General features: G+C 68.5%; 2 protein-coding genes. Both read right to left on the reverse strand.

Annotation, left to right across the window (positions count from 1 at the left end):
• A partial coding sequence (locus MJ604_RS23630; protein WP_243061261.1) for a 3-oxoacid CoA-transferase subunit B occupies positions 1-585 on the reverse strand: 585 nt, incomplete at its 3' end.
• A partial coding sequence (locus MJ604_RS23635; protein ID WP_279236572.1) for a CoA-transferase occupies positions 585-781 on the reverse strand: 197 nt, incomplete at its 5' end. The genes MJ604_RS23630 and MJ604_RS23635, both read right to left, overlap by 1 nt.

A 781-nucleotide genomic window follows, 5' to 3' on the forward strand; every position in this document is an offset into this window, starting at 1 on the left:
GGTGACGCCCGGCGCCAGCTCGACCAGCTTCAGCCCGTCGGGAGTGATGTCGATGACGCAGAGGTCGGTGATGATCCGCTGCACGACGCCCTTGCCGGTGTAGGGCAGCGAGCACTCCTCCACGATCTTGTACGTGCCGTCCTTGGCGACGTGCTCCATCAGCACGATCACCCGCTTGGCGCCGTGGACCAGGTCCATCGCGCCGCCCATGCCCTTGACCATCTTCCCGGGGATCATCCAGTTCGCGATGTCGCCGGCCTTCGAGACCTGCATCGCGCCCAGGATCGCGGCGTCGATCTTGCCGCCGCGGATCATCCCGAACGACGTCGCGGAGTCGAAGAACGACGCACCGCGGCGCAGCGTGACGGTCTCCTTGCCGGCGTTGATCAGGTCGGGATCCTCCTCGCCGTCGAAGGGGTACGCCCCGACGCCGAGGATGCCGTTCTCCGACTGCAGCACCAGCTCCACGTCGTCGCCGACGTAGTTGGGCACCAGCGTCGGCAGCCCGATGCCGAGGTTGACGTACGAGCCGTCCGACAGCTCCGAGGCCGCGCGGGCGGCCATCTCCTCACGAGTCCAGCCCATCAGCCGCGCTCCCTCACCGTTCGCTTCTCGATCCGCTTGTCCGCGGCCTGCTCCGGGGTCAGCGCGACCACGCGCTGCACGAACACCCCGGGCGTGTGGATCTCGTTGGGGTCCAGCTCACCGGGCTCGACGAGCTCCTCGACCTCCGCGATCGTGACCCGGCCGCACATCGCGGCCAGCGGGTTGAAGTTCCGCG

Origin of the sequence: Nocardioides sp. SR21, assembly GCF_022761125.1 — a bacterium.
In the GTDB taxonomy this organism is placed as follows: domain Bacteria; phylum Actinomycetota; class Actinomycetes; order Propionibacteriales; family Nocardioidaceae; genus Nocardioides.